This window comes from Bacteroides sp. 44_46 (assembly GCF_001915465.1).
GTDB lineage: Bacteria > Bacteroidota > Bacteroidia > Bacteroidales > Bacteroidaceae > Bacteroides > Bacteroides clarus.
In genome coordinates, this window is the sequence record NZ_MNQO01000018.1 from 276642 (window position 1) to 300511 (window position 23870).

Sequence of the window (23870 nt, forward strand, 5' to 3'; positions counted from 1 at the left end):
ATGAGATACTGTTTTTCTGGTCACGAATCATTCCCCTGTAAGTCCATGTGGCTAAAAAAGGGATATGATTATTTGGTTGATCGCAATAAATTTACAGACCCTGACGCTGTCGTAAAACTTGGTGTCGGCAAAAACATGGTTCAATCAATTAAATTTTGGCTGAGGGCATTTGGCCTTTTGAATGATGACGAGGCTACGGAAATCGCCCGTTATCTCTTTGATGATAGAGATGGAAGAGATCCTTATGCCGAGGATAATGCCACCCTATGGATTCTTCACTACTTGTTAGTGGTTACAGCGGCTTCAAGTATTTATCGTTTGTTTTTTGTTGACTTGCAACGTGAGAAGAAAGAGTTTGATAAAGAACAAGTTCTTTCATTCATCAAAAGGAAGTGCAATGTACCTGAACAAAAAAATGTGTTTAATGAAAATACTGTTAGGAAGGACATAAGAGTGCTTTTGCAAAACTATCTTGTACCGACAAGTCCGAAAGGAAACGAAGAATATGTGAGTATTTTGTTGGAGTTAGGTCTTCTCCGTGAGAATGAAGGAAAGTATTCATTCAATGAGGTTTCTATAGAGCAGGTTAATCCTTTAATTGTTCTATTTGCATTAGTTCATATAGCCGGAGAGGACAAAACCGTTTCTTTTGACAAATTACAAGAGCTATCATTGATATTCTGCATTCCCACTTCTTCTTTTTTGATGGTGGTACGCTCACTAAGCGAACAATACCCCAAAGAAATTAGCTACACAGACAATAGCGGAATTAGGAATGTGCAATTTCTCCAGAAACTAAATATACTTGAAGTGCTGAATAGATATTACAACAACGATGAAATTTAATTTATCAACAAACATAAGCCAGGGTGTGAGCGATAACTTCAATTACATCGTTACACCCAATGCACAAAAGGTGTATGGCAATATAGTCGATAGCTTCCAATCTGGAATCCACTCATTCTTGATAATCGGGACATACGGAACAGGAAAATCTAGTTTTCTAATGGCTTTAGAACAAGACCTGCTCAACAACAAATCTAATTTGGTATCGGAAAGAAGCGTTTTTGCAGATGCCAAGAGTTTTGAGTTTATGAATATCGTAGGAGACTATTCATCTCTTTCGACGTTGTTATCAAAGGAGCTGTCAATTGCTCCTTCCGATGATAGCAAAAACATTTTTGGTACGCTGACAAAGTACTTGATAAAATTAAAGGCTCAGAATAAATTTTTGTTCATTTTCATTGATGAATTTGGCAAAATACTTGAATATGCCGCTAATAATAACCCTGAAAAAGAACTATATTCCCTACAGACATTAGCAGAGTTTGTTAATGTTTCGTCTCGAAACGTAATACTTATTACCACACTTCACCAAAATTTTGGAGCCTATGCTTACAAACTTACCGAAACTCAAAGAAATGAGTGGTTGAAGGTAAAAGGTCGTTTTAAGGAATTGGTTTTCGCAGAGCCAGTAGAGCAACTTTTGTTTTTAGCAGCCGAAAGTTTAACCAAATCAAAGCCAATGACAGATAATGCCAAAGAGAATTTCCTTGAAATATTTTCGTTGGCAAAGAAAAACAAAATCATATCAGAGTCGCTGACAGTCAGAACGTCTAAGATGCTGTACCCATTGGATGCGGTAGCTGCTTCATGCTTGACACTGGCTATTCAACGGTATGGGCAGAACGAAAGAACGCTATTTTCTTTCTTGCATGACACTACATCCAATTCAATAAACGGTTTTCTCCCCAATGACACAACGACTTATAATTTGGCTGTTGTCTATGATTATATCATATACAACTTCTACACAGCCTTGGTGGAAACAAATCTTGACTCTACCAACTGGCGTGCTATTCGCGTTGCCATAGAACGAGTAGAAAGCGGAATCATTAACAAGAACAACATCGATGATGCACTCAAAATTGTTAAAGCTATCGGTCTGCTTAATTTGTTCTATAATAGCGTGATAGTTGATTTAACTTTCTTGGAGGCTTACGCTTCAAAGGCATTAGGCATAAAGAATCCGATAGGTATTATTGAGAAGCTGACCGCGAACAAGATTATTCGTTTCGCTGCATATAAATCTCAATTCATTTTATTTGAGGGTACAGATATAAATATTGAAGATGAACTATATAAGGCAGCCACAATTGTACCTATACCAAAGTTAGTCGCAGCAGAAATTGCTCCTTATGTAAAGAAAGCTGTTGTCGTAGCATCTGCCTCATACTACAGGACTGGAACCCCTCGTTATTTCCAGTATGTAGTTTCTAATGAACCATATGACGTAGAACCAATAGGTGACGATGATGGCTTTATAAATTTGATATTCCCTTTAGAGGATATTAAAGATTGCATGTTGAAGTTGTCTGCGAGTTCAGGCAAAGCCATAGTCTATGCCTACTTTAGTGATACAGAAAAAATTGTCAGGCACCTATATGAAATAAAGAAGCTGCAATATCTCCTTGATAATGTGGTGTTGGAAGACCGCATCGCAAAAGGAGAGATACTTAAGCAACAGTCTTTTGAGGCGCAATTACTTAATGAAGCTATTAATAGTTGTGTTGAAATGCCCAATGGTCAGGTTGAATGGTTTTTTAATGGAGAACAACAGATAGTAAAGAGTCGAAAAGATTTTAATAAACTTCTGTCTAATGTTTGCGATGTAGTATATAATAAAACGCCTATTATCAGAAATGAATTGTTTAACAAGCAGAAAATAAGCTCGGCAATTTCTTTGGCAAGAGTGAATCTGTTAGATGCAATGATTGAGCATTGGCAAGAAGAAGATTTCGGATTTTCTTCAACTCAATATCCGCCTGAGCGTACTATATATAGTACATTGTTTAAGAGTTCCGGAATTCATCGCCAAAACGAGGATGGATTGTGGATTTTGGGAGAGCCAATTACTCCCAGTCTTCAATCGCTATGGACTGTTTGCTCTGATTTCTTAGCAAAAAGCACGGAGAAAGCCCTTAAATTGTCAGATTTAGTAAAGACATTAAAAATGCGTCCATACAAATTGAAACAGGGTGTCATAGACTTTTGGTTGCCCATTTTTCTATTTGTGAAGCAACAGGAGTTTGCACTTTATAATGGCGAAACATTTGTTCTGAATATTAATAAAGAATTGTTTGAGCTATTGCAGAAACGCCAGAATGATTTTACGATAAAGGGTTTTGATGTTAGTGGTATCAAATTGGAATTATTCAACAAATACAGAGAATTCCTGAATAAAGAGCGTGGAGAAACCATAACATCTAATTCTCTTATGGATACAATCCGTCCGTTCTTCAACTTTTATAATGGCTTGAATAAATATGCCAAGACTACTTATAAATTTGATTACGATGCGACAGCAAAATTTAGGGATGTTTTAGCAACAGCAAAAGACCCATGTAAAGCATTTCTCGAAGATATACCAACAGCTTTGGGTTACAATGATTTTCATAATGAAGAGTTCGCAACTCAATATCTGCAACTTATCAAAACTGCTGTTCATGAATTAGTTATTTGCTACGACTTGTTTATAGATCGTATAGAAGAAACAGTGGTAGGGTATTTAGGACTGCCTCACGACTATATCGAATATAAAGATGTTTTGGTTCGGCGTTATTCAAGTATAAACAAAGGCTTGCTGACAGCTAAATCAAAATCATTCTTGGATAGAGTTCTTGCTCCATCTGACAATAAACGTGAGTTTTATGAGAAGATAGGATTAGTGGTATTCGATCGTAAGATTGAAACTATAGAAGACAAAGAAGAAGCCTTGTTCTTGTCAAACCTCACACACTTGTTTGGAGAATTAGAACGATATACAGCCTTTAATGAAATTAATAATGAAACTGACGAGGTTGCATTTAACTTTGAATTGGCGACAAGTAAAGGTGATTTCAAATCAAGTAAGACATATCGTCTTCCTAAGGCAAAAGTTTCAGAGGCTGAAAAGATAGAAAGTAAAGTGCGAACACTATTATCAGGTAATAATGAACTTGATATATGTGTTTTGCTCAAAATGTTGAACGAAAGGTTAAAATAAATATGGTACGACACATATTGGGTATATCAGGAGGTAAGGATAGTGCTGCATTGGCAATCTACCTCAAAAATAAATATCCACAACTGAAATTGGAGTATTATAATACTGATACGGGATGTGAACTGGCAGAGACGGAGTTATTGATAAGCCGTCTTGACACATATCTTGGTGGCATTACAATGCTGAGGGCCGCAGCAGGTAGTCCAGAACCAACACCATTTGAACATTTTTTAAAAGCATCTGGTAACTATTTACCTTCACCCCAAGCTCGTTGGTGTACTCAGAAAATGAAATTAGCTGAAATGGAGAAGTTTGTGGGAAATACACCTACAATCTCTTATGTTGGTATTCGTGGAGATGAAGATCGTGAAGGGTATGTTTCCACCAAACCTAACATTCAAGCTATATTCCCATTTCGCAAGAATATTTGGAGTGTGGATGTTGTAAACAAGGTACTTAGCAACAATAACGTTACTCAACTCTTAGAAATATATACTTCGTTGTGTGATGGAGATACTTTGAGCGAAGCGGAGAAGATTATTAAGAAGCCTCTCACAAAAGATTTCTATTATAGTAAAAAGACCAATGCGCTACTAGATTTGGATACAAAACTATTTAATAAAGCTGTATTCAAATTTCTCAAAACGACGGATTACCCTGTAGGTAAGCTTGACGATTTTCCATTAGTTGACAATGACGATATTCTTGTGAGGGATGACATATTCCGAATTCTTGAAGAAAGTGGTGTCGGTGTACCTGATTACTACAAACCTATTAAGTTTGAAGTTGACGGAAAGATTGGTACGTACAATCGTAGTCGTTCTGGTTGCTATTTCTGCTTTTTCCAACAAAAAATAGAATGGATATGGCTTTACGAGCAACATCCTGACCTCTATCAAAAAGCTATGGATTTTGAGAAAGGTGGTTATACTTGGAATCAAAATGAGAGTTTGGCAGACCTTATCAAGCCAGAACGTATCCGCCAAATAAAGCTGGATGCTATCAAGAAGCAAGAGGCAAAGCGTCAAGCAGGCTCTTGTAGGCTAGCAGACAACATTGGCGATATTGATGAAGATAGCTTCTGTGCGAATTGTTTTATTTAAAAGATATGCGAAGAAATGCTTTTGATACAGAATTCGAGGATCGTAACTTTGAAATATCTTTCAATCTGAATCCTCAAAGATGGATTGATAATTGTCCAGATTGTAATAATCCAATCCTTTGTGAAGATAATTGGCAATCAGAAATAAAATACTTAAATTCCACAAACGATGGAATTTCAGATGAAATTAAAGAAATTCCATCTGATACTGGTGGTATATATTTGTTTTTCATAAAAGGGATTACATTACCTTTTTTTGAAAGGCATATTGTTTATATCGGAAGATGTCATTTGAGTGATTCCCAGAATATTAATAAACGTGCCAAAGAATACTTTACTGATAAAAGACCAAAAATCAAAAATATGTTTAAGCGCTGGGGACAATATATATATTACAGATATTATCCTGATACGAATAATGATATGATTGACAAAAACGAAGTAATGTTAATTCGAGCTATCAAGCCTGATTTTAATGAAGAGATTCCTGATAAACTAGATTATCAACCTGTTACAAAAGCATTTTAATATGACTAATATACCGGCAATAAAAGGACAAATAGGAAATACCATCTATTATATAGCTAATCTGACTTTTTTTCAGATTGCAACAATGGTAAGTCGAGTTAATGATGAATTGCATACTGCAAATTCAATAAAGGAGCAGATACAGCGTTCTTTATCTGATAATTATATCAAAATTAAAGATTATATCATTAAACGTGAGGATCACTTTTTTGATAGTCTTGTTTTGGCTGTTTATGATGGAGATCCACAATGGCGAGAAATCAGATATGAGATAGACGGTCATACTTATCCTAATATTGGGCTATTAGAACTAAATGGTGAAGAAAAAATCTTTCCTGTTGATGGACAACATCGTGTGGAAGGTATAAAAAAGGCTTTGGAATGTAAGCCTGAAATTGCAGATGAAACTATTAGTGTTGTTTTGATAGGTCATAAAAATACGGTTGAAGGAAGAGAACATTCCAGACGTATTTTTTCTACTTTAAATAGGTATGTAAAGCCTGTAAGATTAGGTGATATAATTGCGCTTGATGAGGATGATACTGTTGCTATTGTGACTAGAAACATGCTAGAGAATTATCCTTTGTTTACAGGTAATAGGATTAAGGCAACCAATAATAAGGCTATACCTGCAAATGATAAAATGGCTTTTACCTCTCTAATGACATTGTATGCGTGCCATATAACTTTATTTAATACATTCATCTCGATTAGAGAAGGTAAAAAATATACTCAATCTCAGTTGAATGAATACTTAAAATTTAGACCAAGTGATGATGTTCTTGAAGCGTTTGAGTGCTTTCTTGTTGAGTTTTGGGACTTGATGCGGAGTGTATTCCCTGAATTTAATGACTTTATCAATAGTACATCTCCTACTACTGCTGCTACAGAAATGCGTTCATCTGAGTCAGGAGGAAACATCTTTTTTAGGCCCATTGGATTGCAACCTTTTGTAGAAGCAGTATCCAAAATACGGCTTGAAAAAATGACTGAATTTGTCGAAATATTGCATCGTTTTGGACATATGGAGCGTACAGTGTCACATAGTCCTTGGAATAAAGTTTTATGGAACTCGATGACACATAAAATGGTTATGAGAAATCAAGCATTGGTAAAATATCTTCTTCTATATCTATATGACAATACGATCCTTTCAGAAACTGATCTGAAAAAAATGAGGGTTAAGTATGCTTCAATTTTTGGCATAGATACTGAAGAGGAAGCTATGAATCAAATTAATAATTTAAGTTTAAATGCTGAAAACTGATGTAATATGGCCGGACAGTAGGCGTTTCATGTCGCGAACAGAGTGGGAACCACTAGGCTTCTTCTCTGAGGCATTGTGCAACGCTACAACATTCGATATTAAGCTTGGCTTCTTCTCATCATCAGCGATCAATGTATTAGCTGATGGCTTTGCCACATTCCTTTATAATGGTGGTAGAATGAGGTTGATTATCAACGATATTTTATCCGAGGAAGACCGCAATGCTATTATGGTTGGTGAATCGGAAGTGAACACACCGTATTTTGACCTTAATGCAATAGACCGTATATCATATACTCTTTCTAAGCGTGATGAGCATTTTTTTGAATGTTTGTCCTGGCTTATTAGGCATGAGCGTATTGAAATAAAGATTATTACACCCAAGGTTGGCAACGGTATAGCACACTCAAAGTGTGGTATGTTCTCTGACGGAATTAGTAAAGTGGCGTTTGATGGTTCATGTAACTTCTCAAGAATGGCTCTTGTAGAAAATATTGAGAGCATCAATGCTTTTTGCGATTGGGATGGAGAGCGAGACAAGAATCGTATTAACGATATTATCAACGATTTCAATCGCACATTCTCTGGTGAAGATGATACGGTCAAATATCTTAAAGCTGACCAAATCATCACGCATATCACAAAGACCTATAAACATAAGGATATAAAGGAGCTTCTAGAAGATGAGCAACGTATTCTTCATAGCAGGACAGAGAATAGCACGTCAGATTCAATCCGCAGGATTTTAGAACGTGCAAAAGCTAAAGTCACAGCAATAGTTGATACCTTGAATAAAGGGAAAGAGAATATTAAAGATGAGCGGTCTGCACCCCTTTCTCCTCAATTTCCATTTCCAGAGCCACGGCCATATCAAAAAGAGGCTTTCAATAACTGGAAGGTATCACAAAAGGGATTATTTGCAATGGCTACTGGTACAGGAAAGACTTTGACCTCGTTGAACTGCTTATTGCAGATTTACAATAAATTTAAGTTCTATCAAGCTTTGATACTTGTGCCTACGATTACCCTTGTTGAACAGTGGGAGGATGAATGTAAACGATTCAATTTTAGTCACATTATCAAAGTGAGTTCTAAAAACCAAGGATGGAGATCAGAGATTGATGACATAAAACTAAAAGAGAGTCTTGCCGAGAGTGATGAATCATCTTTGTCGTTTATTATCATTGCCACGTATGCATCTTTCTCAAGAGAATCTACGTTTAAGCAGCTCATGTCATTGAGCAAGAAAACACAGCGACAGATGTTATTAATTGCAGATGAAGCTCACAATATTGGTGCACCAAATATCATGTCAAAGTTGGATCGGGTGAAGATTCTACGCCGTATTGGTTTATCTGCCACACCCGAACGTCAATTTGACGACAAGGGTAACAAGGCTGTTATGCAATTCTTTGGGTGTAATGCCCAATATACATTTGAGTACTCTATGAAGGACGCTATCGACAATGGATTTCTTTGTCGATATAGATACTTTCCGCATGTGGTACGCTTGAATGAGGATGAAATGGCTGAATACAAGAAGATTTCTTTGCAGCTTGCCAAGTTCTATGATATAGATGAAGGTTCTTTCTCTGGTGCGGATGATATTCTAATGCGCCTATTACTCAAACGTAAGAGAATCATTCATAAAGCCCAGAATAAGGAAGAGGTTTTCCGACAAATCGTAAGGCAACGCTTTGAAGAACGCGGAAGTCTCAAATATACACTTGTTTATGTCCCTGAGGGTGTGCAATTTGACAGTTCCACTCAATATGCTACAAACGACAATCCAACTGATGATATGGATGTAGATAAGTTGATTGACAAATACACTCAAATTGTTCGAGAAGTTAGTCCAACAACTACGGTAAAAAAGTTCGTATCTGGTATTCAGAACAGAGACGAAGTGCTGAGTAAATTTTCTACTGGTGATATCGAAGTGCTTACGTCCATGAAATGTTTGGATGAGGGTGTTGATGTTCCAAGAAGCGAACTTGCAATTTTCTGTGCAAGTACAGGAAATCCAAGACAATTTATCCAGCGTCGTGGTCGTATATTGAGAAAACATCCCAATAAGCATATCGCAATCATCCATGACCTTGTAGTAGCACCAGAATTTGATTCAACAGAGGAAAATTACAACATGGAGCGTAACTTGCTAAAAGGAGAATTGCAAAGGGTCAAAGACTTTGCCGGATTATCTGAAAATCCAGCCTTTGCATACACTGAATTAGAAGAAATAACAAATTATTATAATCTGTCAATATTTTAACAAAATGGCATCAATGACAAACAACGAGAAGATACTTCAGGCTGTACTACTTGATGATAAGCTGATGGAGTTTGGTGGTTACACTGCGGAAGACATTGGCAATATATACCAAGCAATAGACTCCGACAATTGTGTTATCAGTACAGTTGCACAAATTATTAGTCGTACAAGTGAAGGAGCTACAGAAAGAGAACTTTGGAAAGAGATAAACGATTATCTAAAACGTAACGTATGAGAATCAAATCAATCGATATCAAAAACTTCAGAAGCTATTATGGCGAGAATAATCATTTTGAGTTTTCTGATGGCCTCACGCTAATTCTTGGTGATAACGGAGATGGTAAAACCACCTTTTTTGAGGCCTTGGAATGGCTATTTGACACAACATCAGAGCGTGCCAACCTTTCCAACGTTTCAGAAATGAGAAAGTCTAAACTGGAAATTGGCGAACATGACGAGGTTTATGTGGCAATGACTTTTGACCACGATGGAGAGAAGATGGTTGAAAAATCTTTTTCAATCGTAAAGACTGGTCATGATATCTATAGTGTAAGCAATGCTTCTTATCATGGGTACGAGACTAATGGAATTGAACGTGAGTCTGTGGATGGCAAGCAGTTGATAACGCGATGCTATGATTCTTTCATTCGTAGATTTAGTATGTTCAAAGGTGAATCTGATCTAAGCGTATTCGATAACGCAGCCTCCTTGAAAACATTGGTCGACAAATTCTCTGATATTCATAAGTTTGATGGGCTTGTTGCTAATACAGACTCATTTGAGCAAAAGGCAAATAAGGCTTTGTTACAAGAGATGAAATCTGATGACAAGATTTCGAAAGAAACAAAATCTCTTGAATTGCAAATGACGCGTCTAAGTGGCGAAATCCAACAAAATAAAGAGGATATCAAGGACAAGAAAGATGCAATCGCTACTTTCTCATCTAACCTTAACAAACTTGAACAAAACCAAGAGACTTCAGAAAAGTATCGTGATATCCAAGAACGCCTTAAAACTAAGACTTCAAAGAAAACTCAGCTCATGGCAACAATTAAGAAGAAAGATTACAATCATTGTCTTCTTGACGAATATTGGATATTGGCGCCATTTGGAGATGTCCTAACGGAGTTTAAACAAAAGTGCGCTGCTCTTAGCAAAGAAAGACGTGTTCAAGAGAAGAATTTCGACAAGCAACAAGCCGCAGCTAAAGCAAAACTTGAAACCATCAAGGAAATTCAAGGTGCACTAGTTAATGGTGCAACAGAACTCCCATGGTATTTGCCTAATCAAGAAACTATGGAAGATATGATAAATGACCATATCTGTAAAGTGTGTGGTCGTGAGGTTTCTGAGGGATCTGATGCATATAACTTTATGGTTCATCGTCTCGAAGAATATCGTGCGCATGTTGAAGCCAAGTGTAAGCGTGGCGCTGCAATAAAATCCATTGATGAAGAATCTTTATTTAAAAACGACTATATTACCGAATTACATTCACTCAGTATTTCACTCAGTGGTCCCGAAGAATCTAAAATTTTCGGCATATCAGGAGAAATTAACGACTGGCTAAATCTTGTTGCATTGCGAAAAAATGAGTTGAAAGACGTTGAAGAGGATATTCAGGATTTGCAAGACGAAAAGGCTCGTATCCTTATTCAGGCTGGTAATGTTTCTGAGAGTCTCCTCGAAAGTCAGTTCAATGATATTAAAGGTTGGTATGAACAGAAAGAACGAGCATCCGTCAGACTGAGCCAGTTGGAAGATGAATTAAAGGACAATATATCAAAAATGGACGAGTTGAAGGAACAGATGAATAATCTTAATCCTGCAAACTCTCAAGTTAAAATTCTAAAGAAAGTTCATAAGGTTCTAGAGGAAATTAACAAGGCCTTTTTCCGTGCACAAAAGGATAATTTGCGAAGATTCCTCACAGAATTGGAGAAAAGAGCTAATGAATATTTAGATAAACTTAGTGCAAATGACTTCCATGGAACAGTGCGCTTAGTGCAGACTGCTAACGATTCAACAGAGATTCATCTCTATAGTTCCAATGGCACAGAAATCACCAATCCTTCTGGCTCTCAGAAAACAGTGATGTATATTTCTGTTCTCTTTGCTATTTCTGATTTTACTCAAGAAAAGAGGGATGAGGATTATCCTTTATTTTTTGATGCAGCGACATCATCATTTGGCGATTCAAAGGAAAGTGATTTCTATAATGTCATAGACAAGATCGACAAACAGTGTATAATTGTGACAAAGGATTTTATCACTCGTGGTAAAGTTCGTGAAGAGGATATAAACAAGCTGACTTGCTCAGTTTACCGTATAAAAAAGGTGGATGGCTTCGATCAAACTAATATGGCGACTATACGTACGATAATCAATAAAATCAAATAGACAATGGAATCATTATATGAATCATGGGCTAAACGTAATCCCTCTTGGGAAAGACGTTACCAATCGACTGTCGTAGATGTATTCTGCGATTATGGAAAAGGCGTGAGTAGCTTCTTGGAAGCTCGTGGTAAAATTTTCGGAGCGGGTTATGAGATTTTCATTATCGCGTTCTTCATCGGATTATATCACAATAGGACAAAGCCATTGGTTGAAGACAGAGACAAGAAGAAAGTATTTGGTCAAGCTATCCAATATTGGGGAAATATCGAGAATCGTATCGGCAGAACCTCATATGGGAATTTACGTCGCTATATCTTTGCTGCATTAATTGCAAAGACTGATATTGACTTCATTGCATTAGATAAAGGTGAAATTACATTGAGATCTGCAGTTGATAAGATGATGGAGAAAATGGAAGAGTATGCCAACTATGGCTTTGATTACATTGAAGACAAGTTAGCCAACGACCCAAACTATTATTTTAGTGACATTGCGTTCTTAACGGAAATAACCAATATGCTGATGGCTTCCAAAACTGCAGAAAGTGATAATGATCTTGATGATGAACAGCCAGAATCTCTTGATTAATAAAGTCAAATAAAGAGAGCGTAAACAGAACTATATCATAATGCCGTGTTGACGGAATAATATCAGGCTGGGTTTAAATACCCAGCCTGTACACGTAGGGTAAAGCTCAGGATTATCTGTCAATTATCCTCTAAGTAATGCATGACATAGTTCAGATAACAGTCCGCTACATCGCACTTAATGCTTCATGTGACACAATACGCAACCAGCCCCAATACCACTGTATAAACAAACAAAAATATCCCCAAGACTTTCATCCAAAAGTCAGAGAACCAAATGCCTTTATTCCGTCTGAGGATTTTGCATATATTGGACTCATGTTCCGTTAGCATCTTCATCTGTTCGGAACGGTGGTTCTCCAACACGGCCTTCCATGTCTCGATAGTTTTGTCTATGAGTTGTTGAAGCTGAACAAGGCATTCGGATTCTATTGTTGCTTTGAACTGTGTGTTTCGTTCTGCTTTTACAATCGCATTGCAAATACCGTTGATAATATTGTCGGAACTATCAATAGCAGTCTTTAATACCATTGTGGCATCACCCTCTGCTTTAATTGCATTCTGAAGGTCTTGATGGATTGTCAATAAAGTTTCTTTTGCTTCACGTATTTCTGCGAGCATCTTGTCGGCATCCTGCTTCTCTGCCTCTATCTCATGGCCTATTTCTGCCGTCTTAAGCATATCATCAACGTTTATTGATGGAGTGATTTTTGATTTTCCAATTCCCATGACTCTTGTTATTGATTGTTCGTTTATCTATGAAGTCCTTTCCTGCGTTTGCACATACTGTTTGCCATTTTTGCGCAGCGACGTGCCCATTCAAGTTCATCTTCATCTTTGTCTCTTCCCCAGCCGCCAGTGTCAGAACCACCACCTCCACTTGAAACAGCCATACTTGTAGCAGCATCCAAATACCCTGCAAAGAGCAAAAGAGACGTGTATTGTATCTCTTTGATTTTAGCCAATGGATGGGCTTCCTCCAAAGAGCAATCCTGTCGGATGATATTATCTGCAACTTCGGGTATCTCCACATGATAACTGTGATATTCATCTGTCGCTATATCGTAATGTTTTATAACAGGTTGCGAAATAGGTGTAATGTCTGCTGGCCGTGTTTGTCGGGAAACAGGCTTTGCCGGTTCGGATTTCCTTTCCTGCGGATGTAGTTTTGCCCAAGTAGCCTCAATCTTTGATGGAGTAAGGTTTCGTCCGATACCCAACACGGATGACTTATAAGTGGAGTTCCCCCGTTTGATGGAATAGCCGTAAACGCCGCCATCGTCTTTTTCTTGCAGGTGTACCTTATAGCCTCGCTTCACCAGTTCTGTTTCATACTTTTGCCAACTGAACTCATTTATTGTGCGAAGTATTTCCATGCAACAGTCAGATATTTCCTGTTTGTGACGTATGCTGATTTCTTCCGACTGTACCCATCCCCGTCTCTCGTTGATGATGTTCGCAGCCATGACAGCCCTCTCACCAATCTTATGACTGTCGTTGATTTTGCCATCCATGTCCACACGGTTGGCATCAATATGCAGATGGAGAATACCACTTTTGGAATCACGATGTAGGACTGCTATGTATTGTGAACCTTTGAGATTGGTCTGCTTTGAGGATGCCCGTTTGGTCTTTTGAGAAAGGTTTATGGAATCAAATACCCGGATGAACTCATCCGCCAAATCTACCCAGTCATCCATTGACCAGTTCCTGCTCTCTTCTTCGGATGGGGAAATCTCGATTCTTATCACATTTCTGCCGAGAGGTCTGCCTTTATTGATTTTCTCAGCAAACAGTTTCTGCACAAGCATCATTCGCCCATACATCGCTTCCGATGAAATATCCTCGGGCAACAGGTTAGATTTGACAATATCCGCTTTCTCCTTGTTGACGGAGTATCTTATGGCATTTGCACCATGCGATATGGTACTGGCTTTTGCTATCATAGCAGGTAAGGAATTTTATTCAGTAAGGTAATTCTCTATCTGGCTCCAGCGGTTGATGAGCTGTGTGGCAGCTCTCATCCATTGCTCCACAAACCGGGTATCGCTGAAATAGATAGCCCGTCTATCTGCTTGAATGGATTTCACAGATGCCGCAATACGGATAAGGTCGCCCCTCGCATCTGTCAGACTGCAAAGAGCTTCCACTTCACGTTCGGTCAACCTTTGCCGTGGGTGTTGCCCCAAGGCAGTACGACGCACATAGTCGCTCATGGATAAGCCGCAGGTCTTGGCAAGTTCAGCCGCTTGGGTATATTCTTGTTCGGTTACTCTGGCTTCAAGCCGTAGGGTACGCCTTGTAACTTTCTCGTCATTTTTTTCATCGACATCTTTGTTGGTATTCTTTTTCTTCTTCATGCTCTGTTATGCTATGGGTGAAACATCAATCTAAAAAGGGACAGCACGGTGGGAGCTTGCGACTGCCTGAATACGCCTACGTAGTACGAATAAGCGAAGCGAATTTGTGCGACATAGGAACTTCTTGTAATACCGCATACAACAACTTCGGACACATAGCCTCCCCAATATGGTTATGCCATATTATCTGTCGGAATACCCTCACCAGATTCTTCCTTTGCCGCAGGCTGTGGAGAAACTGAAACAGAAGGGAAAGAAGAAGGGGAAAACAGTTCGCCTTCTTCTGATATAATAGGCGTATTCTTTCTTTCATTTTGTCGGTCTTTCAGCTGGACATAAAATGGGTTGTCAATACGGTTACCGTCCAGCATCCATGCCGATATACATTTCAGCGTGTGAACGCTTGTTCGATTACTCTGCGTGGATGAGACAATTCCCAACTGGTTTATCTTGTCAAGTACACGGGATATGGTCTTTTTGTCATAACCCAACTTGCTGGATAATTCTACTTCCGAAAGGATGGCTTGCCCGACTTGTAAGGTTGTGGAGAAACCTTTCATGGCATACTCTGTTCCTTCCAGTACTGCCGCCTCTATTAGTCGGTGCAGAATCTTCATACGGTCGATGCCGTATTTGCTTCCTGCCAGATATGCAAGCTGCTCTGACGAAAGCACTATGCAATAATTCAAGTCTGTTTTCATCGCTTGTCAATTTGAATAAGTTTTATAATTGGTGCAGCCAAAAGAGAAAATCAGCGGTGTATGCAGTATCCTCTCTCCGGCATATAATACTCCTTGTCGTATGCGATGTTGTCAAGTACGTTTTGCAGCCTGTCCAGTTGTTGGCTGTCTAACACACGGATGGCGGCAATGGTAATGTTCTGTGAAGCGATACGCCGGTGCTCACAATTCCGTTCTGACATACTTCCGTCTCCATCAGCATGAACACTTCGCAGGTAATTGTTCACCGCTTCGGTCTGTTCCTTACTTGGAAAGGTGGAGGGATAATGGTCTTGAACATACGTAACCATGTGGCTGACCGCATTTGCCAACAACGAGTCATGCGCTTGTAGCTGTTTGATAAGTTCTTCTTTTCTCATACTGTTGTTTTATATTGTCCCATGTCCCAAGCATTTTATGTAACTTTTCTTTTAGTTCGTTCTTTGCTTTTTATTCTTTTTTTAAGGGCAAAAGGGGACAAAGGGACAGAAGTTTTTCTTTTCCCTTATTTTAAAATTAGAAGGTAATTCCTGTTCACTTGGCAGTGTCGCGCAGAACTCTTCACTTGGAGTGTTCACCCTCACCCATGGGTGTTTCGTCCGTCCCGTCTTGTCGCAATAGGCAGGATGCAACCCCTTGACCTTCTCCTGTTCACTCCGTTTCCAGTTAGGAGTCATGGACATCAGGCGGTTGATGTATTGCAAAGTGTATTTGGACGGATTTCGTCTGACCAAATCATTGGGAAGTTCCTCTATAATCTGTCGGGCACAAACCATATTGAGTGAGGTCATTGTGGAATTTGGCTCTGAGTAGGCTCCTTTCTGATAAGCCAGTCGTGTCGGAATCATCCAGCTTGCATATTGGATAGGAACCTCACGTTCCAGATACATTTCAATATCTTCCATAATGGGGTCAACAAGGATGTTGGAATGTTGCATCTGCACCTCGTTGGCCTCATTCTCCATGTCCGGTGACAAGTAGAGTTTCATTCCTTGCCGATAATAGGTATATGCTTCCGCCCAAAGTTGAGGAACGGAACGCTGCAAATCATCCAACCAATCTGACACATGATTGTTACCTTTGACCGGGATAATCCACCATCGGCGGTTTCCATTGTCTCCTTGCAGAAAGTTCATTTCATTAGTAGTTGCAGCAAAGACATTATGTCGCATGAACTCCACCACCTTATGCCCGTAAGCCGGACGCATATAATCACTGCAACGGCTTAGAAAAGCCTTGGCAGCTTCCGCATCATTCGCCCGTTTCAAACCATTCAACTCACTGATTTCAATAATCCAGCCATTAGTTATGGTTTCAACTTTCTCCTTGTCACCACTGGCAAAAGAGAACGAATCGTTGAACCATCTACCACTGATGGCTTTGAAGAAGGTACTTTTCCCAATGCCTTGCGGACCCGGCAAGGTCAGTACGTTGTCAAACTTGCAACCTGGGCTGAATACTCTGGCCACAGCCGCCACGAACCAAAGTTTTGTCTGTTCCCTAACAAGCGGATTGTCATTGGCTCCGAGATAATCTATGATAGTCGTGGCTATACGAGGTTGTCCGTCCCATATCTCTTGTGTTATAAATTCCTGCACAGGATTGAAACTGCGTTCAGAAGAAGTGGTCTTCAGTATCTCAAATACCTTATTCTGTGTCAGGCGTATTCTATATGTTCTTTCCAAGTAGTCCTGTATCTTTCCTGCCGATTCTTCATCAATCTTGTTGCCGTTGACATTGCGGAACAAAGGGTTGAAACATACATCGTCTTGACAGAAGTTATCGTACCTTATCTGACGAAGATTCTCATCCAATGTGAAAATAAGTCGGAGGTTTGCGATAGAACGAACAGGATTCCCGTAGCTATCTGTTGCCAAGTCTTTTTTCCAATTGTCATCCATACCATCATTCTTTAATGTGGATTCCACCTGATTCCTTTGCCAAAGACAGCGCAAGGTCTGCGTCCACCACAATCTTTCGCCCTATCTGTGTGATAGCCTTGTCTATGATACCGCTCTTCTTAATGCGGTTGGCCGTAGGTACACTGCACCCGAACACACGGGCAATACCCTCTATACCATAGTAATTGCCTTTGGATGCCACTTGGGGAGTGGTCCCTTCTGTACTCTCTACACTCCTGGTGATGAGAAAACAAAGCTCCTCACCCGTCATCATGGCGATGGGTTTTTGGAGTAGTTGGGTAAAATTGAGTTTTTCTTCCATACCTTTACTTGTTTGGTTATTAAATACTTTAAGCCTCGGTGCAACTCTGTGAAACCGATTTCACAAGCAAAGGTAGTGTATGAAATTCTGTGTATTGGTCGGTTTATTTATACCTTAATTTAACCGACCGTATTACAACAGTTGTTCGCAGAAAAAACGGATAGCTGGATTTCCCAACTACCCGTTATTGATAAAATAATCCGTCCATCGGTCTATTATTCGTTTCGCCTTAGTGTAACTGCTTCCTCTTTGGGGCGAGTTCAAAGTCAGTTCCTTGATTTCCCCGTATCGTTTCTGTGGTATATCGTGCCCGTAATGTCGTTGGGAGAATTGTTCTATGGTACGATGAAACGTCATGTATCTTATAGATGCTTTTATCCTGCCTGCCTTTACCAATGCCTTCAACAGATAGGCAAGGCTTATGTCTTCTTTGTTCTCTTCAAGAAACAAGCGGATGCCTTGCTTGATGCGTTCCTTGTCGCCCACAAGAATATCATCCAATGATTGTATAACCTTTCTATTCCCCCGTTTGCCTTTTACTTTTCGTAAGGCAAACATAACCTCTTTCCAGATTTCCGAATTACAGCCTTCCGCCGTATCTTCCCATCCGGTTTTGCTTTCAGTCCCTATTTCAATGCTTTGGGTTACAAGAGCAGCAACACATGATTTTATTAGAACCATGTCGCCATGATCAACCTCTTCGCTATTTAATAGACGGTCAAGTAATTTGGCCATACGTGAAAGGCCGTGGTCAAATATCACGAAATAGTACATGCAATAAGCCAATGTCTCCTTTTTCTCTATCACATAATCATACAGGTTAGCCATAAACTCACCAACAAACACGGTATGGGACAGGAAAATGATTTGGGAGATGTACGTCAGGAACTGGTACATCATCTTTCTTTCCAGCTTGCTCAATAGATAACATCCTTTGCTGTTTTTCATAAGTGCATCCAACTGTCCAGTCAAATAGACTCTTGTTTCTTGTGGCAGATGATTCCAAATTTCAATCGGTGTTTCGGAACGAACCATCAATAAATCCGATTTCGCGGATGCAAGTAAATCTACTGCACCTGTTTTTATATTGATACCTATCCACAGTCGTTTGTTGGTGATACATTGTGCTACAATGTCTGTATATTTGCCAGCCCATTGTTGATTGGTCATATTCTGTACATCTTGACCATTCATGAAATCAGAGAGCCAGTTATACAGCATCAAGGCTTCAGGTGGTGTACAATCCCGCATCATCTGGTACATATCTATCAAAACGGATAAATTCCCTTTGCCTACATCATCCATGCGTTTACAGAAATTGGCATATAACTCTTCATTGGCTGATTTCCACGCACGAATAGTCATATCTGCGCAATCCTTTCTTGTGAGATAGTCTTTTATTCTCTCTATGAAATTTATCATCTTCAAAGTCATGTTATGTTCGTGTAAATAACTTGGCTAATTCTTTAGCGGACATACTCGCCAGTTTCTCCAATAACCAATCTCTTTCAGAGGTTTTTGTCAAGTTCAACAGCTTCGAGTTATTCTCCATTTGGATTTCAAGAGGGTAATGCTCAATGTAGATTTGTGTGATGGCATGGTCGGAAGATGAATGCCCCATGCTTTCAGAGATATAATCCATATCTACTCCGGCATTATGTAGATTGGTCGCAAACGAGTGACGGCACCATGTGTCGGACGGACAGATGGATTTATCCCAGTGTAGTACTTCATGGCATATTTTGATAACACGGTCTTTTACATTTGAGTTTTCCTGCATGGTATATTTACGGCGTAACTCTTCTGTTTCCGCACCTTTTAATATGTTGGGGAATACCACACCGCCACGAGTCGGAGGTGCTGCCACTTCATCTAAAACATATTGTAAAGGAGGGATGATGGGAACTATTACCTCAGAACCGTCAGCACTTCTTCGGGAAGTTTTCTTTCGGTTGAAGCGGAAAGCCTTGCCATCTGTCTGGTAATAATAGTTGTCATAAGTCAATCGACCTGCATCAGCCATGTTGAAGCCATTGCATAGGTATTGGGCAAGAAACAATCCCAATGAGTAGTGGGCACGTTTCACATATTCTTCCGGCCAATGCTCTGGATATTTCTTTGAGACAAAAAGATTGTAAAGTTCCGTCATTTGACTGACATTTAAGAAACTTTGTTTACGCTTTGCGCTCTTGGGAATACTGACGAGCCCTTTTTCTTTCTTGTTGGAAAAAGGATAAGGAATATCTTTGAGGTAGCCTTCATGCACACACTTGTTCCATACAGCACGGCAACAGCGCAAATAGATACCAGCCGTAGTGTCGCTGATTTTACCTGCTATTGCGCCATTCTCGTCTTTTACTCCATTGTGCATCCCCTCTTTCCATTTCTGAATTTCTGCGGCACTGATACAAAATCCTTTGATTGTATTTGTCCCAAGTATCTTCTTGAATGATTTGAGCGCACACTCGTAGCTTTCAGCCGTGGTAAAACGTGCTCCGCCATCATCAGTTTTGAAACCTTTGATGACTTGCTCCCATATACTGATAAACGATTGTGACATGGTTATTTCCTTTTCTGATAGTGCCACATCCTCACCCATAATACGTTGGCGCACCATTTCAAATGTTAGGATACCTCCTTTGTTCAGGTTACTCAAAACTTCTTTGTATTTGGGAACAAAGGTGTCTTTCCATTCTTTTTGAAGTTTGTAGTTCTCACTCTTGCATTTAGTCGCATTGCAGATGTCTGAAAACTTTTTCTCGGTATAAGAGCTTCCTACCGTAAAATAAAAGAATTTGCGGTCTATCGTGAAGCGAAGAGATAGTGGAAACTCATACGCATTTTTTCTGCGAGTACGTGAATCCAACACGATAGAAACAGAGCAATTCCGCTCTTTGAAAAGAGGCAGGGACTTTGTCAATTTTTCCATTGCATTCATTGTTTATGTTCAACATAACCTCTGAATACAGCCGTTTTGCAATGTGAGGCGTACATATACAAAACGCTGCATATAACTACTGAGTCCCTATCCTTTGACGGATAAAAACATTGTCGTTATATGCAGCGGTGCAATCTCGTTGTTTTCTGTCGCTGACTGGTAACCGGGCTTATGCTAATCGGTCTCAACCCCTGAAGCAACTCTCGCGTTTCGTTTGTCATAGAGTGCCTTCCGACTAACACTCCCTTTACGCTTTGATTCATCGGAATGGGATGACCCTCCCATGAAGGTTAGGCAAACTCACTTTTCTTTTTCAAGAAAGAGCACCATTGAGGTCATGGCTTACCATAAATGCGTTGCACTTACAAAATTACAACATTTTTTCTTGCAGATATGCAAATGGAATATATTTGAGCTTATTTAACAGGCAAATGAGTGGAAAACAACGCAATCTTATGCTACTATCCCGTATATAGAGGAATTAGGATTGCATGGAGTTTCATAGAAATTCTATGCGTAAACATAATCAACTCAAACAGTTTGTTTACGCATTGTTTACGCAGACAAAGAAAAAAGCACCTGCGATTTATCGTAAGTGCTTGATTTTGAAAGTGGACCAGCCTGGGCTTGAACCAGGGACCTCCAGATTATGAGTCTGTTGCTCTAACCAACTGAGCTACAAGTCCGGTGTATCCTTATCTCGGATAGCGGGGACAAAAGTAGTATTTTCTCTTGAAATATGCAAGCGTTTCAGATAAAAATGCGAATGTATTTTGTTTAGAATTTGTATGTTCGTTTAGGATTCTTGGGAAACCATCCCTTTTTTACCCGGTCTTCCTGTTCAAAGACTTCTTTGATAGTCCAGAATGATGAGAATGCGAATACGCCAAGAAGTGAGGCTACCAGAATGTTCTCGGTACATAATGAGGCTATGACGCCACCGATCCCTAACAGTAGGAAAATCCACCAGCATTTAGTTCCCCAATAATATTCGGCTTTTACTACTATGGGGTGGAAGATGCCTATGATAAGGAAAGTACAGATACCGATTACAAGTCCTGACAGGTGATATTCGTTTAAGAAATCCATATTTATAAGTGATAAGGTGGTAAAATTATAGAGTGATAAAATAACAATTTTATCACTCTATTGTTTTATTTATCTTACTTTTCCGGGCAAATAGGAATTTCTTTCTTGATACTCTGTTCCAGTGAAATTAAAGTTTCTGTTGCGGTGACACCGGGAATTTCCTGCATCTTGTTATTCAGCAAATCCATTAAATGTTCGTTATCGCGTGCATACACTTTGGTCAGCATAGTGTATGGGCCGGTGGTAAAATGACATTCCACGATTTCGGGAATCTTTTGCATTTCGGCGACAACAGCCTTATACATGGAACCTTTTTCCAATTTGATTCCTACATAAGTACAAGTTCTGTAACCCAAAGACTTGGGGTTTACATGGTAGCCGGATCCGACAATGACACCCAAATCAATCAAGCGCTGTACACGTTGGTGAATGGCAGCACGTGATACGCCACACTCGGCAGCTACATCCTTAAAAGGAATACGGGCATTTTGGGAAATAATTTCCAGAATCTGCCGATCAAGATTGTCTATTTTTTCCATAATAGTAAATAAGTAAAGTTCTTGTTCTTATCAAATAGTAAGCAAATATAGGACTTTATTTTAATTTATCTATAAAATGGGAAGAAAAAAAGAATAAAAGTGATAATACGATAAAGTGATAGGCTAATAAGGTGATAAAGTGATAAGGGATGGAGAGGTGATAAAGTGGTAGGGTGATAATTGAATAGGGCGGTAAAGTATCATCACTTTACCGCCCTACCGCTTTATTGCGTTATCGTATTATTTTTCGATACCTACCAGTTCTACTTCAAAAATCAAGGTAGAGAACGGTTTGATTTGACCACCGGTTTCTCTTGCGCCGTAAGCCAGGTCTTGCGGGATGTAGAGTTCCCACTTAGAGCCTACAGGCATCATGGTGAGAGCTTCTGTCCAACCTTTGATAACTTGGTTGGCACGGAATGTAGCAGGTTCTTTACGCTTGTATGAGCTGTCGAATTCTGTTCCGTCAATCAATGTACCTTTGTAGTTTACTTTCACTTTGCTGGTATCGGCAGGAATTGCACCGGTTCCTTTGGTGATAACTTTATATTGCAGACCGCTCGGAGTAGTTACAACACCTTCCTTAGTCTTGTTTTCTGCGAGGAATTTCTCACCGGCAGCTTTGTTGTCAGCGTATTTCTTCTCTAAAGCTTTAGATTTTACGGCATCCATTTGGGTCTGCATAAAAGTCTGAGCTTCTTCTTTGGTCATGATGCCCTTGCCGATAACTCCGGCAACGAAACCAGCCAATAGGTTCTCACGACTGATAGTTTGTGTAGAGTCTCCACCGAAAATCTGTTGGTTGAAACCTTCTACCCATTGCTTGCTTACCATTTGTCCGATTTGCAGACCTGCCATGTAAGCGGCATCTTTCTTATCTGTTTTTGTTGCACCTTCGTTGAAACCTTTCAGGAAGTCTGTCATCTGAGTGGAATCGATACCTTGTTGTGCAAGATATTGGTCCAGGCCTTCAGTACGTGCCATACCGATAGCGTAAGATAATGAGTCGATGTCCGTTTTCAGATTTGCTTTCGGACTTTGTGCAGTACAAGAAGCCAAACCGGCAGCTGCTGCAAGAGCCATGATAAATGTTACTTTTTTCATTTTGCTTTTAAAATTATTTATTTAATACTTTAAGTAGTTCCACTTCAAAAACGAGGGTACTGTGCGGCGGAATCATTTCACCTGCACCTTGTGCTCCGTAAGCCAATTCGCTGGGGATGTAAAGCTTCCATTTGGCGCCTTCGGGCATCAGTTGCAAGGCTTCCACCCATCCCGGAATTACCTGGCTCACACCGAATGTGGCGGGTTGGCCGCGTTTGATGGAGCTGTCGAACAATGTTCCGTCAATCAATGTACCTTCGTAGTGGCATTGTACCTGGTCGGTAGCTTTTGCGTATGTGCCTACGTTGCCTTCGTTGATTACTTCGTACTGGAGTCCGCTGGGCAGGGTAACTACGCCCGGACGTTTTTTGTTTTCTTCAAGGAACTTCTTGCCGGCTTCAATGTTGGCGGCATTCATTTTCTGTTCCAGTTCTTCGAAGTACTTATTTACTATTTCGCGGGCTTCCGTGTGGCTGATAGCCGTTTGGTTGCCATCCAAGACGTCTTTGATTGCTTGTGCAAAGTCATCTACTGCGATGCCCTTAGCACCCATACTTAAAAGATTCTGACCTATTCCAAGGCCGATAGCATAACTGAATTTATCCATAAAGTGATTTTGTTGACGACTGAAATGATTTCTTTTCCAGCCTATTGCAAATTAACGAATGGCAAAAGTACGTCTTTTATTTGAATGATT

At 39.6% G+C, this 23870-nt stretch carries 22 protein-coding genes and 1 tRNA gene; 9 read left to right on the forward strand and 14 right to left on the reverse strand.

What is annotated here, in order from left to right; translation table 11 throughout:
- From BHV73_RS10670 to BHV73_RS10710, 9 genes are read left to right on the forward strand one after another with little or no spacing between them, the layout of a single operon-like run.
- Positions 1-846, forward strand: a complete 846-nt coding sequence (locus BHV73_RS10670; protein WP_087412147.1) for a DUF4007 family protein — start codon at positions 1-3, stop codon at positions 844-846.
- Complete coding sequence (locus BHV73_RS10675) at positions 836-4045, forward strand: P-loop NTPase fold protein (protein WP_087412146.1); 3210 nt, start codon at positions 836-838, stop codon at positions 4043-4045. The genes BHV73_RS10670 and BHV73_RS10675 overlap by 11 nt, the downstream gene beginning before the upstream one ends.
- On the forward strand, positions 4042-5148 hold the full coding sequence (locus BHV73_RS10680; RefSeq protein ID WP_087412263.1) for an adenine nucleotide alpha hydrolase family protein: 1107 nt from the start codon (positions 4042-4044) through the stop codon (positions 5146-5148). The genes BHV73_RS10675 and BHV73_RS10680 overlap by 4 nt, the downstream gene beginning before the upstream one ends.
- Positions 5149-5153: 5 nt before the next feature.
- Entirely contained in the window at positions 5154-5675 is a 522-nt protein-coding gene (locus BHV73_RS10685) for a hypothetical protein (RefSeq protein ID WP_087412145.1), read from the forward strand.
- Between the two features lies 1 nt (position 5676).
- A complete protein-coding gene (locus tag BHV73_RS10690; protein ID WP_087412144.1) occupies positions 5677-6942 on the forward strand; it encodes a DNA sulfur modification protein DndB in 1266 nt (421 codons plus the stop codon).
- Positions 6929-9214: a DEAD/DEAH box helicase family protein gene (locus BHV73_RS10695; RefSeq protein WP_195621313.1), complete on the forward strand. Its 2286-nt coding sequence runs from the start codon at positions 6929-6931 to the stop codon at positions 9212-9214. Before BHV73_RS10690 ends, BHV73_RS10695 begins: the two co-directional genes overlap by 14 nt.
- A 4-nt stretch (positions 9215-9218) precedes the next feature.
- Positions 9219-9449, forward strand: a complete 231-nt coding sequence (locus tag BHV73_RS10700) for a hypothetical protein (protein ID WP_229116273.1) — start codon at positions 9219-9221, stop codon at positions 9447-9449.
- On the forward strand, positions 9446-11614 hold the full coding sequence (locus BHV73_RS10705; protein WP_087412142.1) for an AAA family ATPase: 2169 nt from the start codon (positions 9446-9448) through the stop codon (positions 11612-11614). Before BHV73_RS10700 ends, BHV73_RS10705 begins: the two co-directional genes overlap by 4 nt.
- A 3-nt stretch (positions 11615-11617) precedes the next feature.
- Positions 11618-12202, forward strand: coding sequence for a glycoside hydrolase family 15 (locus BHV73_RS10710; RefSeq protein ID WP_087412141.1), 585 nt, complete (start codon positions 11618-11620; stop codon positions 12200-12202).
- Positions 12203-12387: 185 nt separating this feature from the next.
- Here the strand turns inward: BHV73_RS10710 and BHV73_RS10715 are convergent, their stop codons facing one another.
- From BHV73_RS10715 to bamJ (BHV73_RS10780), 14 genes are all read right to left on the reverse strand, one after another.
- On the reverse strand, positions 12388-12930 hold the full coding sequence (locus tag BHV73_RS10715; RefSeq protein ID WP_087412140.1) for a hypothetical protein: 543 nt from the start codon (positions 12928-12930) through the stop codon (positions 12388-12390).
- Between the two features lie 23 nt (positions 12931-12953).
- A complete protein-coding gene (locus BHV73_RS10720) occupies positions 12954-14147 on the reverse strand; it encodes a relaxase/mobilization nuclease domain-containing protein (protein ID WP_087412139.1) in 1194 nt (397 codons plus the stop codon).
- 15 nt (positions 14148-14162) lie between these two features.
- Positions 14163-14561: a plasmid mobilization protein gene (locus BHV73_RS10725; RefSeq protein ID WP_087412138.1), complete on the reverse strand. Its 399-nt coding sequence runs from the start codon at positions 14559-14561 to the stop codon at positions 14163-14165.
- 173 nt (positions 14562-14734) lie between these two features.
- Positions 14735-15262, reverse strand: coding sequence for a hypothetical protein (locus BHV73_RS10730; protein WP_087412137.1), 528 nt, complete (start codon positions 15260-15262; stop codon positions 14735-14737).
- A gap of 50 nt (positions 15263-15312) precedes the next feature.
- On the reverse strand, positions 15313-15660 hold the full coding sequence (locus BHV73_RS10735) for a hypothetical protein (RefSeq protein WP_087412136.1): 348 nt from the start codon (positions 15658-15660) through the stop codon (positions 15313-15315).
- Positions 15661-15741: 81 nt separating this feature from the next.
- Positions 15742-17181, reverse strand: a complete 1440-nt coding sequence (locus BHV73_RS10740; RefSeq protein ID WP_162609552.1) for a virulence-associated E family protein — start codon at positions 17179-17181, stop codon at positions 15742-15744.
- 4 nt (positions 17182-17185) lie between these two features.
- Positions 17186-17503 carry a DUF3853 family protein gene (locus BHV73_RS10745; protein ID WP_087412134.1) on the reverse strand — a complete coding sequence of 106 codons (318 nt, stop codon included), beginning with the start codon at positions 17501-17503 and terminating at the stop codon, positions 17186-17188.
- Positions 17504-17680: 177 nt separating this feature from the next.
- The gene (locus tag BHV73_RS10750; protein ID WP_087412261.1) at positions 17681-18925 is read right to left on the reverse strand and encodes a DUF6043 family protein; all 1245 of its coding nucleotides are present in this window, start codon (positions 18923-18925) and stop codon (positions 17681-17683) included.
- Between the two features lie 13 nt (positions 18926-18938).
- Positions 18939-20432, reverse strand: a complete 1494-nt coding sequence (locus BHV73_RS10755; protein ID WP_286738283.1) for a tyrosine-type recombinase/integrase — start codon at positions 20430-20432, stop codon at positions 18939-18941.
- Between the two features lie 621 nt (positions 20433-21053).
- Positions 21054-21127, reverse strand: a tRNA-Ile gene (locus BHV73_RS10760).
- 91 nt (positions 21128-21218) lie between these two features.
- Positions 21219-21530: a DUF4491 family protein gene (locus tag BHV73_RS10765; RefSeq protein ID WP_009122118.1), complete on the reverse strand. Its 312-nt coding sequence runs from the start codon at positions 21528-21530 to the stop codon at positions 21219-21221.
- A 74-nt stretch (positions 21531-21604) separates the two neighbouring features.
- Positions 21605-22069, reverse strand: a complete 465-nt coding sequence (locus tag BHV73_RS10770) for an Lrp/AsnC family transcriptional regulator (protein ID WP_004291634.1) — start codon at positions 22067-22069, stop codon at positions 21605-21607.
- A 240-nt stretch (positions 22070-22309) separates the two neighbouring features.
- Positions 22310-23173 carry a BamJ family beta-barrel-assembly machinery protein gene (gene bamJ / locus BHV73_RS10775; protein WP_022218535.1) on the reverse strand — a complete coding sequence of 288 codons (864 nt, stop codon included), beginning with the start codon at positions 23171-23173 and terminating at the stop codon, positions 22310-22312.
- A 13-nt stretch (positions 23174-23186) separates the two neighbouring features.
- Positions 23187-23780: a BamJ family beta-barrel-assembly machinery protein gene (bamJ, locus tag BHV73_RS10780; protein WP_022218534.1), complete on the reverse strand. Its 594-nt coding sequence runs from the start codon at positions 23778-23780 to the stop codon at positions 23187-23189.
- Positions 23781-23870: the final 90 nt, after the last annotated feature.

Coding starts and splice junctions, on each gene's coding strand:
- BHV73_RS10670 (WP_087412147.1), top strand. CDS start 1: ATGAGATACTGTTTTTCTGGTCACGAATCATTCCCCTGTAAGTCCATG.
- BHV73_RS10675 (WP_087412146.1), top strand. CDS start 836: ATGAAATTTAATTTATCAACAAACATAAGCCAGGGTGTGAGCGATAAC.
- BHV73_RS10685 (WP_087412145.1), top strand. CDS start 5,154: ATGCGAAGAAATGCTTTTGATACAGAATTCGAGGATCGTAACTTTGAA.
- BHV73_RS10690 (WP_087412144.1), top strand. CDS start 5,677: ATGACTAATATACCGGCAATAAAAGGACAAATAGGAAATACCATCTAT.
- BHV73_RS10695 (WP_195621313.1), top strand. CDS start 6,929: ATGCTGAAAACTGATGTAATATGGCCGGACAGTAGGCGTTTCATGTCG.
- BHV73_RS10700 (WP_229116273.1), top strand. CDS start 9,219: ATGGCATCAATGACAAACAACGAGAAGATACTTCAGGCTGTACTACTT.
- BHV73_RS10705 (WP_087412142.1), top strand. CDS start 9,446: ATGAGAATCAAATCAATCGATATCAAAAACTTCAGAAGCTATTATGGC.
- BHV73_RS10710 (WP_087412141.1), top strand. CDS start 11,618: ATGGAATCATTATATGAATCATGGGCTAAACGTAATCCCTCTTGGGAA.
- BHV73_RS10715 (WP_087412140.1), bottom strand. CDS start 12,930: ATGGGAATTGGAAAATCAAAAATCACTCCATCAATAAACGTTGATGAT.
- BHV73_RS10720 (WP_087412139.1), bottom strand. CDS start 14,147: ATGATAGCAAAAGCCAGTACCATATCGCATGGTGCAAATGCCATAAGA.
- BHV73_RS10725 (WP_087412138.1), bottom strand. CDS start 14,561: ATGAAGAAGAAAAAGAATACCAACAAAGATGTCGATGAAAAAAATGAC.
- BHV73_RS10730 (WP_087412137.1), bottom strand. CDS start 15,262: ATGAAAACAGACTTGAATTATTGCATAGTGCTTTCGTCAGAGCAGCTT.
- BHV73_RS10735 (WP_087412136.1), bottom strand. CDS start 15,660: ATGAGAAAAGAAGAACTTATCAAACAGCTACAAGCGCATGACTCGTTG.
- BHV73_RS10740 (WP_162609552.1), bottom strand. CDS start 17,181: ATGGATGACAATTGGAAAAAAGACTTGGCAACAGATAGCTACGGGAAT.
- BHV73_RS10745 (WP_087412134.1), bottom strand. CDS start 17,503: ATGGAAGAAAAACTCAATTTTACCCAACTACTCCAAAAACCCATCGCC.
- BHV73_RS10750 (WP_087412261.1), bottom strand. CDS start 18,925: ATGATAAATTTCATAGAGAGAATAAAAGACTATCTCACAAGAAAGGAT.
- BHV73_RS10755 (WP_286738283.1), bottom strand. CDS start 20,432: ATGGAAAAATTGACAAAGTCCCTGCCTCTTTTCAAAGAGCGGAATTGC.
- BHV73_RS10765 (WP_009122118.1), bottom strand. CDS start 21,530: ATGGATTTCTTAAACGAATATCACCTGTCAGGACTTGTAATCGGTATC.
- BHV73_RS10770 (WP_004291634.1), bottom strand. CDS start 22,069: ATGGAAAAAATAGACAATCTTGATCGGCAGATTCTGGAAATTATTTCC.
- bamJ (WP_022218535.1), bottom strand. CDS start 23,173: ATGAAAAAAGTAACATTTATCATGGCTCTTGCAGCAGCTGCCGGTTTG.
- bamJ (WP_022218534.1), bottom strand. CDS start 23,780: ATGGATAAATTCAGTTATGCTATCGGCCTTGGAATAGGTCAGAATCTT.